Origin of the sequence: Xanthomonas cissicola, assembly GCF_008801575.1 — a bacterium.
GTDB classification, from domain to species: domain Bacteria; phylum Pseudomonadota; class Gammaproteobacteria; order Xanthomonadales; family Xanthomonadaceae; genus Xanthomonas; species Xanthomonas cissicola.
Genome location: NZ_VZPL01000050.1, coordinates 1 through 15,298 on the forward strand (window position 1 = coordinate 1; position 15,298 = coordinate 15,298).

The following is a 15,298-nucleotide window of genomic DNA, read 5'->3' on the forward strand; positions in this document are numbered from 1 at the left end:
ACTGTTCCGTCGCTTGAAAGGCTACCGCCGGATTTTCTCGCGCTTCGAGAAGCTGGATGTCATGTTCCTTGGATTCCTCAGCTTCGTCCTAGTCGTTGATGGGCTTCGGATGTGTTAACAGGCCCTAGTTGATTGTGCCGACCGACTGCCCCCATCCGCCCTTCGGGCACCTTCCCCCGCAGGCGGGGGAAGGCAGGCGGCATTGACGATCTCCCTTCTCCCGCTGGCGGGAGAAGGGAGGCTCAGCGCTGCATGAGGGCGGGCCGCCAGTGGGGCTTGAACGCCCGCGCCCAGGAAAGCCGCACCTATAAAATCAGCTAGCCGAGCGTGCCGGCCGACTGCCCCCCATCCGCCCTTCGGGCACCTTCCCCCGCAGGCGGGGGAAGGCAGGCGGAGTTGGCGATCTCCCTTCTCCCGCTGGCGGGAGAAGGTGGCGCTCAGCGCCGGATGAGGGCTACTCCACCGCCGGCACCGCCATCGCATCGATCTTCGCTGCCAGCGCCTGGATCGCCAGTTGCGCCGAACGCGACAGTTGGCGCTGCGGCGCCACGCACAGCGCCAGCGTCATCGGCTTGGTCAGGTGCTGGCGAAACGGCACGAAGGCCAGACGTCCGTCGGCCACGTCCGGGGCGGCATCCAGCCACGACATCAACCCAACGCCGGCGCCGGCACGCACCAACCCGCGCAGCGTACGCACGTCGTTGCAGTGGGTGAGCCGTTTCACGTCGATGTGCTGGCGCTGGTACAGCACCTTGGCGTGCTCGCCGACGATCAACGGGGCGGCGGGCAGCAACAGACGATGCTCCAGCGTCTCGCTCAGCTGCAGCTCGGTGCGGGTGCTCAACGGATGCCCCAACGGCATCGCAATGCCTAGCGGAATGTCCGCAAACGCGCGCACCTCTAGGTCCACGCTGCTGACCGGGTCCAGCAGCAGGCCGATATCCACATCGGCCGAGGTCACCATTTCCATCACCCGCTGGTTGCGCGCGGTGGAGAGGTTGAAGGTGATGCCCGGGTACTCCTGCACCAGCGCCGCCACCGCCGCCGGCACCACGCCCTCGCTGAGCGCGTCGATCATGGCGATCTCCACATGACCGCGGCGCAGGCCCTTGAGCTCGTCGAAGCGCTCCAGCGTGCGCGCGTAGGCCTTCTCCCAGCCGCGCACGTCCACCAGCAACAGCTCGCCCGCAGCGGTGAGCCGCAACCGGCCAGGCAGGCGTTCGAACAGCTGCGCCCCGAGCTCTTCTTCGGCCTTGAGGATCTGCCGGTCGATCGCCGACGCCGAGACGTGTAGTACCTCGGAGGCCTTGCGGATGCTGCCGCAGCGTGCCACTTCGATGAAATACCGGGTGAAGCGCGAGAAGGTCAGCATGCGGCGGGGCTCGGTTGACGTTGCATTTTTTGCAATGGCTTGGCTGAAAATCGATGTTTGATCACACACCCCCGGCTTCCTAGAGTCAATCGGCACCGCTCCCGCCTCACGCCAGAGACCGCCCATGGATGTCGCCGTCCCCACACTGCCGCTGCACTGCACCTTCGACGCTGCCGACTGGCAGCGCCTGGCCCAGCACTGGCATGCGGTGGCGCTGAGCAGCGAGGTGAGCGAGGCGCCATTCAAGGCCACCCTGCTGGACGAGCCGCTGGTGCTGTACCGGCTGGGCAGCGAGCTGGTGGCCGCGCGCGACGTCTGCCCGCACCGCGGGGTGCCGCTCAGCATGGGCACGGCCGATGGTGGCGGCGTGGTGTGCGCCTACCATGGGCTGCGCTTCGGCGCGGGCGGGCGCTGCAACCATATCCCCGCCAGCCCCAGCCAGAACATCCCGGCCAAGATGCGCCTGCACACCTATGCGGTGGCCGAGCGCTACGGGCTGATCTGGGTGTGCCTGGCCAAGCCGGCCGGGGTGAGCGATGCGGACATCCAGATCCCGCCGATGCCGGGCTGGGACGAAGACGGCTTCCAGCAGATCGTGTGCCCGGCCTTCGACATCGGCGGCAGCGCCGCGCGCCAGCTGGAAGGCTTCATCGACGTGGCGCATTTCGCCTTCGTGCACACCGCCACCTTCGCCCAGCCGGACAAGCGCGAAGTGCCGGCCTACACCACCACCGAAACGCCGACCGGCTTCAATGCCGACTACCTGAGCACCGTGGCAAATTATTCGGTGGACATGCCGCTGCCGGACGTGGACCCGAACTTCCAGTGGCTGCGTCATTTCGAGGTGCATCTGCCTTTCACCGCCACGCTGACCATCCACTTCCCGGTGCCGGGCAAGCGGCTGGTGATCATGAATGCCGCCAGCCCGGTGTCCAAGCATAAGACCCGCCTGCTGGTGCCGATCGCGCGCAATTTCGACACCCATCTGCCGGTGGAAGACGTGCATGCGTTCAACCTGCGCGTGTTCGAAGAAGACCGCGCCATGGTGGAAGCGCAGCGGCCAGAATATCTGCCACTGGACCCGCTGCTGGAAGTGCATATTCCCGCCGATCGCAGTTCCATCGCGTATCGCCGCGGGCTGCGCAGCCAGGGCTATAGCGACTTCTTCCTGCGCTGACGGCCGAGAACACCCGCATGAGCCTGCATGAAGTGCGCGTTGCCGACGTCGTCGATCAGGGTCACCGCCAGCGCGCGATTCGGCTGGAACCGGTGGGCGCGCAATTGCCGGCATTCGAGGCCGGCGCGCATGTCGACCTGCATCTGCCGGATGGCTTGATTCGCCAGTACTCGATCGCCAGCGCGCCGCATGTGCGCGACCACTATCTGCTGTGCGTCAAGCTGGCCGACGCCTCGCGCGGTGGGTCGCGGCATCTGTGCGAGCAGCTTGCGCCCGGCGACCGCCTGCGCATCTCCACACCGCGCAATCTGTTCCCGCTGCACCCGGGCGAGCGCCACGTGCTGCTGGCCGCTGGCATCGGGATCACCCCGCTGCTGTCGATGGCCGAAGCACTGGAAGCGCGCGGCGAGCCCTTCGTGCTGCATTACTACGCACGCCGGCATGCCGATGTGGCGTTTTCGCAGCGGCTGCAACAAGGCTTTACGCATGGGCAGGTGTCCCTGCATCTGAGCGATAGCGGGCAGAGCCCACGCGTGCATGTACCCGAGGAACTGGGCCAGGCGCGTGCATGCGATCAGCTGTATCTGTGCGGGCCGGCGGCGTTCATGGACCACTTCACCGTGCTGGCGAAGGCGCATGGCTGGACGGCGGCGCAACTGCATCGCGAACACTTCGCCGCCCCCGCGCCCAGCCTTGCCCACGATGCCGACAGCGCGTTCGAGGTGGAACTGGCCGCCAGCGGCCGCGTGGTGCAGGTGCCGGCCGATTGCAGCATCGCCAGTGCCCTGCTCGATGCCGGTATCGAGGTGCCGGTGTCGTGCGAACAAGGCATGTGTGGCGCCTGTCTGACCGGCGTGCTGGCTGGCACGCCAGATCACCGCGACAGCGTGCTCAGCGACGCCGAACGCGCCACCAATCGGCAGATCACCGTGTGCTGTTCGCGCAGCCGCTCGCCGCGGTTGGTGCTGGATCTTTGAACGCTGTTTCCGCGGTGCCACTGCAACTGTTCAGTCACCTTGCGCAGCCTGACGCCTCGCTTGCCTTTCACGATGGCGGGCAATAGAGCGCGCCATCGCGCACGGCACGTGCGCTCTCATGCGTGCATCAGCGGCGGGACCTGCGCCGCAACGATGCGCGATGCCGCGTGACGCGTCCGCGCTACCGTGTGTGAGCGCTCCTGCAGCGCGATCCGTGCCCGAGGTCCGTGGCAAGCGCAACGCAACAGGGCAAGATGGGCCGCCCGCATGCGTGCGCTGCCACGCACGCCGCCCCGTATCGATGAGATGTCTGCCGATGTTCCTTTGCCCTGCCGTCAACCTGCCCTGCATCGCGAGCGCATGCTGATGCGCTGGCCCGGTTTTGCGCTTGCCGCCAACGGCAGCACCGTGCGCACCGAAATGCTGGCCGGTGCCACCACCTTCCTGACCATGGCGTACATCGTCTTCGTCAACCCCGACATCCTGGCCACCACCGGCATGGATCACGGCGCGGTGTTCGTGGCTACCTGCCTGGCTGCAGCACTGGGTTCGCTGTTGATAGGAGTGCTGGCCAACTATCCCATCGGCATGGCGCCCGGCATGGGCTTGAACGCGTTCTTCGCCTTCGGCGTGGTCGGCACATTGGGCTACAGCTGGCAGCAGACCCTGGGGCTGGTGTTCGTTTCCGGCTGCCTCTTTTTGCTGCTCACCATCACCGGCGCGCGGCGCTGGTTGGTGGATGGCATTCCGACCACCTTGCGCAGCGCCATTGCGGCGGGCATCGGCTTGTTCCTGGCCTTGATCGGGCTGCAGAAGGCCGGATTGGTGGTGGCGCATCCGCAGACCTTGCTGACGTTGGGCGACTTGCACCGGCCCGAGCCGCTGCTTGCGCTGGCCGGGTTGCTGCTGATCGGCGTGCTTGAAGTGCGCCGCGTGCGGGGTGCCATGTTGCTCGGCATCCTTGCGGTGACCGGGGCAGCGCTTGCGTTGGGACTGGTCGGCTACGAAGGCGTCCTGGCGCTGCCGCCCAGCCTGGCGCCCACCGTGCTGCAGCTGGATATCGTCGGCGCCTTGCGCGGCCATGGCGGCGGTGGTGCGCTCGCTGCGGTACTGCATGTGGTGCTGGTGTTCGTGCTGGTGGAAATGTTCGACGCCACCGGCACGCTGATGGGTGTGGCGCAACGCGCCGGCCTGCTGCACACGCCCGCGCAGCGCCGCCAGTTCGACCGCGCGCTGCTTGCCGACAGTACCGCCATCCTGGCCGGCGCGCTGCTCGGCACTTCCAGTACCACCGCCTATGTGGAAAGCGCCGCCGGCGTGCAGGTGGGCGGGCGTACCGGCCTCACCGCGCTGGTGGTTGCCGCCCTATTTCTGCTCGCCCTGCTGTTCTCCCCGCTGGCCGCGATGGTGCCGGCCTACGCCACCGCGCCAGCCCTGATCTATCTGGCCTCGGTGATGCTGCGCGAATGCACGCAGATCCAGTGGGACGATGTGGGCGACGCGTTGCCGGCCGCCATCTGCATGCTCGCCATGCCGCTGACCTATTCCATTGCGACGGGGCTTGCGTTCGGCTTCATCACCTATGCCGCGCTCAGACTCGGCAGCGGCCGCTGGCGGGGTGTGCACCCGGCCACCTGGACCATCGCGGGCCTGTTCGTGCTGCGTTATGCGCTGGAATGATGCGTGCCTCACCTGTTCCAGGCCTGCTTACCGGCGCGCACGTGGGTGGCCTCGGGTCGCGCTGGCAGGCAAGCTATGTGGTCGCCGGCCGTCGCACGCCACCGTCTCTCCAAACGGGTCTCCTGCATGTTATTTCTTCGTCGCTGTCTGGTCCTGAGCGTATGGGCGTGCTTGCCCATCGTCGTGCATGCACGGCCAGCACCAGCACCAGCGCCTGCGCAACAACGCCAACAGCAGGTGGCGCAGTTGTTCCGTGAGGCGGCCGCGCAGCCGGCGCAGCTACGCACCTGGCTACAGGCCATGCCGAAAGGTGGCGACCTGCATAACCACCTGTCCGGTTCGGTGTATGCCGAGACGTATCTGCAATGGGCCAGCGACGACGGCGCCTGCGTGCAAGTGGACGACCTGAGCCTGCGCGCGCCGCCGTGCGGGGCCGGTCAGGAGTCCGCGCGCGGCATGGCGCCACGCAACGCCGCGCTGTACGGGCGGATGGTGAATTCGCTGTCGATGCGCAACTTCCTGCCCGGCCCGGCGCAACCCAGCGGTCACGATCAGTTCTTCAGCACCTTCGGCAAGTTCGATGCGGTGGTCCGCACCCGTGTCGCCGACACCGTCGCCGCAGTGCTGGAGCAGGCCGCACGCGACCGCGTGCCGTATGTGGAAATCATCGCCAACCCGCCGCAGATGGATCAGGCTGCCAAGCGCATGCAGTCGCTGCCGTGGAAGGGCGAGGACGACGCCGCCAATCTGCGTGCGTTGCAGCCCGACCTGGCGCCGCTGGTGCAGGCCGCGCAACGCGATCTTGCCGACATCGACGCGCAGGTCCGGCGCGTACTGCGTTGCGACCAGGCCGATGCACGCCCCGGCTGCACGGTCGAGTACCGCTATGTTCCGTATGTGTTGCGCGTGCTGCCGCAGCCGATGGTGTTTGGGCAGATGGCGCTGGCGCATGCGCTGATCGCGGCCGGCGGCAGCCGCGCGGTGGCGCTGAACATCGTCGCGCCGGAAGACAATCCAGTGGCGTTGGCCGATTACGCGCGGCATATGGCGATGTTCCGCTTCTTCGCAACGCGCTACCCCGGTGTGCCGCTGTCGCTGCATGCCGGCGAGCTGGCGTTGGGGCTGGTGCCGCCGGCGCAGCTGCGCTCGCATATCCGGCAGGCGGTGGATGCAGGTGCGCGCCGCATCGGTCATGGGGTGGATCTACCCTACGAAGACGATGCGGAGGTACTGCTGCAACGCATGCGACGCGAACAGGTTGCGGTGGAGATCAACCTCACCAGCAACGATGTGATCCTGGGCATCAAAGGCGCCGCGCATCCGCTGGCGCTGTATCTGCGTGCCGGCGTGCCGGTCGTGCTGTCCACCGACGATGCCGGCGTCTCGCGTGCGGACATGACCCACGAGTACCAACGCGCGATGGAGGAACAGGGTATCGACTACCCCACCCTCAAACAGCTGGCCCGCAATGGCCTGCGCTACAGCTTCCTGCCGGGTGCGAGCCTGTGGGATGCCGACGGTAAAGCTGCGCAGGCCTGCGCCACTGCGTTGCAGCGCGAAACAGATGATGCTGCCTGTCGAGCATTCCGCCAGGGCAGCGAGAAGGCTCGGCTGCAATGGCAGCTGGAAACCGACCTGGCCCAGTACGAGCGCACGCTGTTGCTGCAACACAGATAGCGCCGACAACGACACGACATATTCCACGTAGGAGCGCGCCCGAGCGCGAACGGACTTTACCGGTAACGCCCCGTCGCGCGCAGGCACGCTCCTACAAATGCCTCACTCCATCGCCGGTGCAATGCCTTCAACCTTCCACGACAAAAACGCAATGACCGACCCGCACCTCCCCTCATCCAGACGCCGCGTCATTCTCGAAGACGACATCGATGGCTTCCCCCCCGCACAGCTGCTGCTGTTGCAGTCGCCCGACGTCGAGGTGCTGGGTATCAGTGCCGTCAGCGGCAATATCTGGCGCGATGAGGTGCTGGCGCATACCTGCCGCCTGCTGGAACTGGCTGGCCATCCGCAGATTCCGGTGCTTCCCGGCCCGGTGCATCCGCTGATCAACAGCGAGTTGGCCACCGAACGCTGGGAAGCGCTGTACGGCAAACTCGTGTGGAAAGGCGCATGGACCAAGCACTGGGTGGACGGCGACACCGTGCAAAGCGCGCCGCGCTATCACGCCCACGATGTGGTGCCCGATCTGGCCTTGGGCAATCCCAGTGTGGTGCGCCCCTCAGACGAGCCGGCCGCGTTGTTCATGCTGCGCATGGTGCGTCAGTACCCGGGCGAGGTCAGCATCATTGCCACTGGCCCGTTGACCAATCTGGCACTGGCGCAATCGCTGGACCCGGCCTTTGCCACGCTGGCGCGCGAGCTGGTCTATATGGGTGGCAGCCTCAATCCGCGGCAGCAACGCAACAGCGTGAGTGCGCAGCAATTCGCACGCGAATTCGTCAATTCGCCGCGACGCGAGTTCAATATCCGCTGGGACCCCGAAGCGGCCAGCATCGTCATGCGCGCGCCGTGGCGCCAGATCACCATGGTGCCGGTCGACCCGTCCACCGCCACCGAACTCACCGCCGAGTTGCTGGCGCGCATGAGTACGGCCGACACCACGATTGGCCACGCACTGCGCCGCCGCGAGCCGGGCTTTCCGATGTGGGACGAACTGGCCACGGCCGTGTGGCTGCGCCCGGAATTGGCGAGGCATACGGAAACGCTGTACGTCGACACCAACACTGCCTTCGATGCCGGGTACGGCGATATCTTGTCGTGGGCGCTGGGGTATCAGCCCGGGCTGGGCGAGCAGGCGCAGACGGTGGTGCATGCGGTGGATGTGCCGGCATTGGAGCAGCTGCTGGTCGACCGCCTCACCGCGCCACAGCCGCCGGCAGTGGGATCGCCCCTCCCCCTTCGCCCATCGGGACCTCGGTCCCCTTGATGGGGAGAGGGGGCCCGCAGGGCGGATCAGGGTGCGATAGCCGGTCGCCCTGCGACGCCGGTTGAGTAGGCGGCACTTTACGTGGAAGCAAATGCGTGACCATCTCCAACTGCCGTGACACCCTCGCCCAACGCCGCCAGCGCCCCCAGCCCGTGTTTGCGACGCAGGCGCTCCAATGCACGCGCGGCGGTGGCGCGCGAACCCTGCCTTCTCGCCCTGCGAGAGAGCGGCTCGATCCGGGCATGAGGCAGGACGACGCGCCATGTCGCCGCTACGCGCTTAGATCGAGCGATAGAAGCTGCACATCCGCTGTCTTTGCAATGCAGGCGCATGTCTCAACATTTCACGCATTCCCCTTCAGCGTTGCGTCATCACCCAACGTATCAGCAGGCCCTGTGTGCAGACCCCGTACTCCCAGCAACCAAGCAAACGCTCGAATCACAAATCCCCAATCCCCAAATCCCCGCTCCCCAACAGGTGATCCATGCAACTCCCAGCGCAGTGGCAGGCCGGCGTCGATCGCAATACCGAAGTGCTGCGCGGGCATGCGCAGCTGCTGGCCACCTTCCATGGGCCGCCTGCAACGGCGCATGAGGGCGGCGGCCCACGCGGCCAGATCGCCTCCATCGTCAGCACTACGCGCAGCCAGCCCACACTGGCCGCGCGACTGGCCACCCAGACGCTGACACGCATCAACCAGGCCAACGACCGCCTGTGCGCCATTACCCGCCTGCTGCCTGCGCGTGCCGCGGCCGATGCCGCGCGCGTGCAGGCTGCGCTTGCCGGTGGCAGCGACGGTGGCGCGTTGGCCGGCGTGCCATTCGTGGTCAAGGACCTGTTCGATGTTGCCGGGCAGGTCACCACCGCCGGCGCCGCAGTGCGTGCGCATTGCCCGCCTGCCAGCCGCGATGCAGCGGTGGTGCAACGGCTCGGCGAAGCCGGCGCAGTGTTGGTGGGTACCGCCAACATGGACGAGTTCGCCTACGGCTTCGCCACGGTCAACGCGCATTACGGCACGACCGCCAATCCGCACGACTACCAGCATCTGGCCGGTGGCTCGTCGGGCGGATCGGCGGCTGCGGTGGCGGCCGGGCTGGTGCCGTTCGCGCTTGGCTCGGACACCAATGGCTCCATCCGCGTGCCGGCCGCGCTGTGCGGCATCTACGGCCTGCGGCCCACGCACGGCGCCGTGCCCCTGGATGGCGTGTTCCCGTTTGTCGATGCACTGGACGTGGTCGGCCCATTCGCCACCTCGGTAGCCGACCTGCGCCGCGTGTATGAAGTAATGTGCGGGCGTGTGCTGCCTTCGCGCACGACGGGCAACCTGCGCATCGCGCGGCTGGGCGGCTGGTTTCAACGCAATCTCGATCCGGATCTCGATGCCGGGCTGGAGGCATTGCTCACGGCCTGCAATAGCACCACCACGATCGACCTGCCGGAGGCCGAACGCGCCCGCGCCGCTGCCTTCGTCCTGACCGCTGCCGAAGGCGGGCATCGGCACCGCAGCGCACTCACCGCGCACGGCGCGCAGTTCGACCCGGCCACCCGCGACCGCCTGCTCGCCGGCTTGCAGCTGCCTGCCAGCGCAGTGGCCGACGCGCACCGCTTCGCGCAATGGTTTGCCGATGCCATGCACGCGCTGTGGGACCAGGTGGAGGTGCTCATCGCGCCGGCCACGCCCTGCGTGGCGCCACGCATCGACCAGGACACCATCCAGATCGACGGTTTGCCCGTCTCCGCACGCGCGAATCTGGGCATTTTCACCCAGCCACTCGGCCTGGCCGCCTGCCCGGTGCTGGCCGCACCGTTGCCGCGTCCCGGGCGCCTGCCACTGGGCGTGCAACTGATCGCCGCGCCCGGCCGTGAAGACCGCCTGTTTGCGCTGGCCGCGCAGCTCGAACGCGACGGCCTGCTCGCCTTCAGCCCGCCGCCGGAGCCACGCTGATGCTGCAGACCCTGCGCGCGCGCCGCGGCATGGTGGTCGCACCGCATCATCTTGCCGCACAGGCTGGACGCGATGTCTTGCGCGACGGTGGCACTGCCATCGAAGCGGCCGTCGCCACCGCCGCCTGCCTGGCGGTGGTCTACCCGCACATGACCGGCATCGGCGGCGATGGCTTCTGGCTCATCCACGAACCCGATGGCCGCGTGCATGCCATCGATGCCTGCGGCCGCGCGGCGCAGGCGGCAACACTGGATTTCTATCGCGGCCACGCCCACATTCCGTGGCGCGGGCCAGGCGCGGCCAATACCGTGGCCGGCACCGTCTCCGGCTGGGCGCTGGCCCTGCAACAGGCAAACGGCAACTTGTCGCTGCAACGCCTGTTGAGCGATGCGATCCATCACGCCAGCGCCGGCGTGCCGGTCACGCTGGGCGGCGCGCAGATTGCCGCCAGCAAGGGCGCAGAACTGCGCCCACAACCCGGCGCCTATCGCGAGATTTTCGAGCCGCACGGAGTTCTATTGCAGGAAGGCGCACTACTGCAGCAGCCGCAACTCGCGCGCAGCTTGCAGCGGCTCGCCGACGAAGGGCTGGAGGGTTTCTATCGCGGTTCGCTCGCCCACGACATCGCTGCAGATCTGCACGCACTCGGCAGCCCGCTCAGCGCACACGATCTTGCCGCCCATCGCGCCGACGCCAGCGTGCCGTTATCGGTTGTCATCCAGGGCGCGCGTCTCTACAACCACGCGCCACCCACGCAGGGGCTCGCCTCGCTGTTGATCCTGGCGCTATTCGATCGCCTGAAGGTAGAAAGCGCAGACGGCCACGCACACCTGCACGGGCTGATCGAAGCCAGCAAGCAGGCGTTCCTGATCCGCGACGCACACCTGGGCGACCCGGACTGGATGACGCTCGACGCGCAAGCCCTGCTCGACGACAGCGCCGCACTCGATGCGCTCGCCGCACGCATCGACATGAGCGCCGCATTGCCGTGGCCACAGCCCTCGCAGGCCGGCGACACCGTCTGGTTCGGCGCCATCGACGCGCACGGCCGCGCGGTCAGCTGCATCCAGTCCACCTACTTCGAATTCGGCTCGGGCCTGGTATTGCCGCGCACCGGCATCACCTGGCAGAACCGCGGCTGCAGCTTCCGCCTCGCCCCCGATGGCTGGAACGCGCTCGCCCCCGGGCGCAAGCCCTTCCACACCCTCAACCCGGCGCTGGCCACCTTCGACGACGGCCGCGTCATGGCCTACGGCACCATGGGCGGCGAAGGCCAGCCGCAAACGCAGGCCGCCGTGTTCTCTCGCTACGCCCGCTTCGGCATGCCGCTGCAGCAGGCGGTCAGCGCACCGCGCTGGCTGCTCGGCCGCACCTGGGGCGAAGACAGCACGTCGTTGAAGCTGGAAAACCGCTTCGACCCGGCAGTCGTGCAGGCCCTGCGCAACGCCGGGCATGCGGTGGAACTGCTGCCGGCGTATAGCTCGGTGATGGGGCATGCAGGTGCCTTGGTGCGCGAGCGAGATGGCGTCCTGAGTGGTGCCAGCGATCCGCGCTCGGATGGGGCGGTGGCGGCATGGTGACCGCAGCGGTCGTTCCGCTACGGCCACTCGCCCCACGCGCGCATGGGCGCGCACCGGATGAAAGCGTCCATGTGTCGCAAGACCGTCGTGCGGGAGCCTTCGTAGCGAACCCAACCACGGCAACTTTGGCGGTCCGTGTGCCATGCTTAAGCACGCCAGGGGCGAGCCATCCACATCTGCGTGACGGCTAACGCGTCGTTGAATCCACTTAAAGGAGAGCAACATGACAGAGCAAGATCAATATCAACCCTCGCTGGAAGACGTCAAGCTGGCGTTCGATGGCCAGAGCGTGGATTGGTATCTGCAGAAGCTGGTCGGCATTGCCAACACCTCGGACGTGCAGTTCGGCGTCACGCTGTTTGTCGAAGGCATCGTCATTTCCGGCCAATTGGTCAGCGGGAAGCGCTATTTCGAGGCGTTCGCGCAGGAGTTCTCTGCTGCCTATCCGGGCGGTGCCGACGAAAAAGAGGATATTCGTCGCGCGTTTGCCAGCCACGCCAGCATCTACGACTCCGAAGACGACACGCAGCAGAGCAGCACGCCGCCGCAGTTCATCCACCTGATCGAATCGCGTTGCTTCTCGCCCGGCGGCCAGCCCCTGCCCAGCAACCGTGGGGTGCTCTGGCGCGGCAAGGTCAATGCCGTCTCCGGCTTCACCCTTGGCTCGCTGTCGGCGGATTGAGCCTGACAAGTCCCATTGGTGCGAGGTGCTCGTCACCTCAGATCGGACTGTTGGAGATAGCGCCAGAAGTACGCCACGACGGCACAACAGCCACACGCGCTTGCGTTTGCTGAACGGTGCGCTCGCCAGCGTCTTCCGTTACCTCTCGGCATCAGACCGGCGCTGCTCGATGGCAGCAGCACCGGCCATGCGGCAATATCGACGTAGACACCTTGGGTGTGCGCCGCCAGAGGTAGCCAAGCACTGCCTCTGGCGGCGTTACGTGGCACGTGCCGCCGTCCACGCAATGCGCGCCGCATCGTGCGATCGCCATCACTCACGGCTGCAAACGATCGCCCCGGCCTGCAACCAGTGACGAGGCCAGCAGCAATACGCTGGCACCGACAAAGGTGGCGCCGATCGACACATGATCCAGCAGCACGCCGCCTGCGGCCCCGCCCAGCATGATGGAGAGCTGGATTGCGGCAACCATCAGGCCGCCGCCGCTTTCTGGTGCGTCCTTGACGCAGCGGCTCAACCAGGTGGACCAAGCCACCGGCATCGCCGAGTTGAGCGTGCCCCAGGCAATCATCGCCACTGCCACGGCCCACACCAGGTGACCGGCCAGCAGCATGCTGATGGTCACCACGCCCAGCGCGACCGGCAGCACGCTGAGCAGGGTAAACAAGCGCTTCGGCACTAACGCGGTGGCGGCAGAGGTACCGACGAATCCAGCCAGGCCCAGGCCGAGCAGCAGCAACGACAGTTGCGATACATCGACCTGCACAACGGTTTCCAGAAACGGGCGGAAGTAGGTGAACGCAGAAAACGCACCGGCAAATCCGAGCATTACCGCGAGCATGGCGCGCGCAACATAGCGACGCTTCAACAAGGTGACGATGCTGCCCAGCGAGGTGGCGCCCTGCGCGGGCATCGACGGCAGGCTGCGCCATTGCCAGACGATGGTCAGCGCCACCAACGGCAACATGCCCCAGAACACCCCGCGCCAGCCGATGCTGGCGCCCAGATAGCTGCCCAACGGCGCGGCGAATGCAGCAGCGACTGCGTTACCGATAAACACGATGCCCAGCGCCTTGGGCACCGCATGCTCGGGCATGAGGCGCATTACCGTGGCGGTGGACAATGCCCAGAAGCCGCCGATGGTGATGCCGAGCAGCGCACGCGCCACCATCAACATTCCGAAGCTGTGCGCATTGGCGATCAACAGCAACGACAACAGCATCACCCCGGTCAGCGCGATCAACACATGGCGCCGGTTGAAGCGCGACGACAGCGGTGCGATCAGCAGGCTGGCGACCACAGCGAACAGGCCGGAGATCGAGATCGCCTGGCCGGCCATGCCGGCACTGGCGTGCAGATCGGCGGCGATCGGCGTGAGCAGGCTGACCGGCATGAATTCGGAAGCGATCAGCAGCGCAACGCAGAGCGACATCGAGCCGACCGCGCTCCAGGTCTGGCGGGTTGCGACGGGTGCGGTGCGCGAGGTTGAATCGGTAGCGAGCGAACTGCCTTGCATGTGGAGCCTTTGTGCGAAGTGGAATGCGAGACGAACGCCACGCCGCAAGCGCGCTGACGCCGCGCTCGATAGCACACCTGGTGTCCGGAAGGGATGCGCCGCAGGTGGCAGCGATGCACTGCATCGACCTGCCAGCGCAGCCACGCACCACGGGCGCAATGCAGCAACGGGTGCTGCGGCTCGGGCGTGTGCGTGCTGGGTGTGTTGCAGCTTACGCAGGCCGTGGGCAGCGATAAAGATGGCCGATCCGCACGGGCTTATGAGGCCCACTCATCAACGATGTGCCTGCGTCGAGCGCCTCTGCCTGGCGCGGATCCCTCAACCCTTGTAGCGCAGCGCATCCACGACGAGGTTGAAGGCGGACGAGGAATGGCGGCGGCTGGGATAGAACGCATGCAAGCCCGGCCAGGTCGGCGACCAGTCCTTCATTACCCAGCGCAGCCGCCCGGCCTTGATATGCGGGCGCGCCAGATCCTCCTGCACGAACGCGATACCGAAGCCATCCACCGCCGCGTCCAGCGCTTCGTAGATGCCGTTGAAGGTCAGTTGGCCATCCACGCGCACGATGACTTCGCGGCCGTTCTTTTCCAGCTCCCAGGCGTAGATGCCACCGGCGGTTTTCATGCGCAGGTTGATGCAGCTGTGCGCGGTGAGGTCCTGCGGCGTCTTGGGGATGGGCCGACGTTCGAGATAGGACGGCGCGGCGACGATGGCCATGCGCATGTCCGGTGCGATGCGCGCGGCGATCATGTCCTTTTCGACCTGGTCGCCCAGCCGAACGCCCAGGTCGTAGCGGTCGGCAACGATGTCGGTCAGGCCGTTGTCGACCACGATCTCGACCTTGATCTCGGGGTAGTCGCGCAGCAACCTGGACAGCTTGGGCCACAGGATCGCGCGCGCGGCGTAGTCGGTGGCGGTGATGCGCACGGTGCCTGCGGGCGTGTTGCGCATTTCGCCGAGCGCAGACAGCGCCTCTTCAATTTCGGCAAAGCGCGGTGCCACCGTCTGGATCAGCCGCTCGCCGGCTTCGGTGGGCGCCACGCTGCGTGTGGTACGGGTCAGCAGGCGCAGACCCAGCGTCGCTTCCAGCCCGCGAATGGTGTGACTCAGCGCCGACTGCGAAACGCCCAGCTTGGCGGCAGCGCGGGTAAAGCTGCCCTCGCGAACGATGGCGATCAGCGCCAGCAGGTCCTTGAAGTTGTCGCGCGCCATTGGTGAATCTCTTTCATGGAATCCACATGACTGTAGCAGCCGGTGAAAAAGGGATCCCAAAGCCCTCTTGTGCGGGAGACGGGTTGGGGTGTGAGGGTACGGCCGGCCAGCATTCTCGATGCTGCCGCCCCTCCTCAGCCCCTTCGGGGCCCTTCCCCTGACGGAAGAAGGAAAACGCCGGCCTTAAGCCGGCCGTCGCATTTTTTGCAACTC

The 15,298-nt window shown here is 66.7% G+C and carries 11 protein-coding genes and 1 pseudogene; 9 read left to right on the forward strand and 3 right to left on the reverse strand.

The features are described 5' to 3' along the window. A pseudogene (locus F7R02_RS17800) lies at positions 1–118 on the forward strand (IS5-like element ISCARN85 family transposase); the annotation flags it as partial. Positions 119–454: 336 nt separating this feature from the next. Here F7R02_RS17800 and F7R02_RS17805 read toward each other — a convergent pair. Beyond that, complete coding sequence (locus tag F7R02_RS17805; RefSeq protein WP_016848811.1) at positions 455–1,372, reverse strand: LysR family transcriptional regulator; 918 nt, start codon at positions 1,370–1,372, stop codon at positions 455–457. Positions 1,373–1,496: 124 nt separating this feature from the next. On the opposite strand from F7R02_RS17805, the gene F7R02_RS17810 reads away from it, so the two are divergent. From F7R02_RS17810 to gvpU, 8 genes are all read left to right on the forward strand, one after another. After that, positions 1,497–2,549, forward strand: coding sequence for a Rieske 2Fe-2S domain-containing protein (locus F7R02_RS17810; RefSeq protein ID WP_005933790.1), 1,053 nt, complete (start codon positions 1,497–1,499; stop codon positions 2,547–2,549). A gap of 17 nt (positions 2,550–2,566) precedes the next feature. After that, positions 2,567–3,526, forward strand: coding sequence for a PDR/VanB family oxidoreductase (locus tag F7R02_RS17815; protein WP_167521054.1), 960 nt, complete (start codon positions 2,567–2,569; stop codon positions 3,524–3,526). A 366-nt stretch (positions 3,527–3,892) separates the two neighbouring features. Beyond that, positions 3,893–5,206, forward strand: a complete 1,314-nt coding sequence (locus F7R02_RS17825) for an NCS2 family permease (RefSeq protein WP_078591011.1) — start codon at positions 3,893–3,895, stop codon at positions 5,204–5,206. Positions 5,207–5,332: 126 nt separating this feature from the next. Further along, a complete protein-coding gene (locus tag F7R02_RS17830; protein ID WP_078591012.1) occupies positions 5,333–6,883 on the forward strand; it encodes an adenosine deaminase family protein in 1,551 nt (516 codons plus the stop codon). A 151-nt stretch (positions 6,884–7,034) separates the two neighbouring features. Continuing rightward, the gene (locus F7R02_RS17835; RefSeq protein WP_078591000.1) at positions 7,035–8,150 is read left to right on the forward strand and encodes a nucleoside hydrolase; all 1,116 of its coding nucleotides are present in this window, start codon (positions 7,035–7,037) and stop codon (positions 8,148–8,150) included. Between the two features lie 484 nt (positions 8,151–8,634). Beyond that, positions 8,635–10,095: an AtzE family amidohydrolase gene (locus F7R02_RS17840; RefSeq protein WP_078591001.1), complete on the forward strand. Its 1,461-nt coding sequence runs from the start codon at positions 8,635–8,637 to the stop codon at positions 10,093–10,095. Then, positions 10,095–11,675: a gamma-glutamyltransferase family protein gene (locus F7R02_RS17845; RefSeq protein ID WP_078591002.1), complete on the forward strand. Its 1,581-nt coding sequence runs from the start codon at positions 10,095–10,097 to the stop codon at positions 11,673–11,675. Before F7R02_RS17840 ends, F7R02_RS17845 begins: the two co-directional genes overlap by 1 nt. A 223-nt stretch (positions 11,676–11,898) precedes the next feature. After that, a complete protein-coding gene (gene gvpU, locus F7R02_RS17850) occupies positions 11,899–12,357 on the forward strand; it encodes a gas vesicle accessory protein GvpU (protein ID WP_003489409.1) in 459 nt (152 codons plus the stop codon). A gap of 316 nt (positions 12,358–12,673) precedes the next feature. Here gvpU and F7R02_RS17855 read toward each other — a convergent pair whose 3' ends face one another. Together F7R02_RS17855 and F7R02_RS17860 are read right to left on the reverse strand one after the other, a co-directional pair. Next, positions 12,674–13,873: an MFS transporter gene (locus F7R02_RS17855; protein ID WP_078591003.1), complete on the reverse strand. Its 1,200-nt coding sequence runs from the start codon at positions 13,871–13,873 to the stop codon at positions 12,674–12,676. 318 nt (positions 13,874–14,191) lie between these two features. Then, positions 14,192–15,085 carry a LysR family transcriptional regulator gene (locus F7R02_RS17860; protein WP_003489406.1) on the reverse strand — a complete coding sequence of 298 codons (894 nt, stop codon included), beginning with the start codon at positions 15,083–15,085 and terminating at the stop codon, positions 14,192–14,194. Between the last annotated feature and the right edge of the window lie 213 nt (positions 15,086–15,298).